This is a genomic window from Spirillospora sp. NPDC049652, assembly GCF_040675125.1.
Lineage (GTDB): Bacteria > Actinomycetota > Actinomycetes > Streptosporangiales > Streptosporangiaceae > Spirillospora.
Genome location: NZ_JBFAOF010001520.1, coordinates 1 through 1,158, shown reverse-complemented (window position 1 = coordinate 1,158; position 1,158 = coordinate 1). Strand labels below are relative to the sequence as shown.

2 protein-coding genes are annotated in these 1,158 nt (G+C 76.8%); both read left to right on the top strand.

What is annotated here, in order from left to right; translation table 11 throughout:
- Positions 1-22: 22 nt before the first annotated feature.
- Positions 23-832, top strand: coding sequence for a TlyA family RNA methyltransferase (locus AB0J52_RS41620; RefSeq protein ID WP_500188801.1), 810 nt, complete (start codon positions 23-25; stop codon positions 830-832).
- 37 nt (positions 833-869) lie between these two features.
- Positions 870-1,158: NAD(+)/NADH kinase (locus AB0J52_RS41615; protein WP_500188799.1), on the top strand; the 289-nt coding region annotated here is incomplete at its 3' end.

Sequence of the window (1,158 nt, the reverse complement as noted above, 5' to 3'; positions counted from 1 at the left end):
CGATGGCGCCGGGAGGCGGGGCGTGAGCCGCCGGCGGCTGGACGCCGAGCTGGTGCGGCGCGGTCTGGCACGGTCCCGCGAGCACGCCGGGCAGCTGATCGCGGACGGCCGGGTGAAGGTCGGCGGGCAGGCCGCAGGCAAGGCGGCCACGCAGGTGGACGCGGCCGCGGCGATCCTGGTGGCCGAGGACGAGGCGGGCCCCGACTACGTGTCGCGCGGCGGGCACAAGCTCGCGGGCGCGCTGGCGGCGTTCGAGGCCCTGGACGTCAAGGGCCGTGTCGCGCTCGACGCGGGCGCGTCCACCGGCGGGTTCACCGACGTCCTGCTGCGCGCCGACGTGGCGCACGTGTACGCGGTGGACGTGGGGTACGGGCAGATCGCCTGGTCGCTGCGCACCGACGAGCGGGTGACCGTCCTGGAGCGGGTCAACATCCGCGACCTGGAGCCGAGGCAGCTCGGCCAGCCCGAGAACGAGGCGCCGAACCTGGTGGTCGGCGACCTGTCGTTCATCTCGCTGAAGCTGGTGCTCGGCCCGATCCAGCGCTGCGCAGCGCCGGACGCCGACTACGCGATCATGGTGAAGCCCCAGTTCGAGGTGGGGAAGAGCCGCGTCGGGGCGGGCGGGGTCGTGCGCGACCCGGCGCTGCGCGCCGAGGCGGTGCGGGACGTGGCCGCGCACGCGGCGACGCTGGGCCTCGGCGTGCTGGGCGTCACCGCGTCCCCGCTGCCCGGCCCGTCGGGGAACGTGGAGTACTTCCTGTGGCTGCGGGCGGGCGCGCCGCCGCTGGCCGAGGCAGACCTGGAGCGCGCCGTCGCGGAGGGACCCCAGTGATCGAGATTCCGTGCACCGCCGCCGGGGAGGTCCGCCGATGAGCGACAGGACGGTGCTGGTCGTCGCGCACACCGGGCGGGCCGAGGCCGTCCGCAGCGCGCAGCTGGTGATCGGCCGCCTGACCGAGGCGGGCATCGCCGTCCGCGCGCTGGCGGGCGAGGCCGAGGACCTCGGCTGCCCGAACGTGGTGGAGGTCTGGCCGCGCACCCCGGCCGCCGCGGAGGGGGTGGAGGTCGTGATCGTCCTCGGCGGGGACGGCACGCTGCTGCGCGCCGCCGACCTGGCCCGTCCGGCGGGCGCGCCGCTGCTCGGCGTCAACCTCGGGC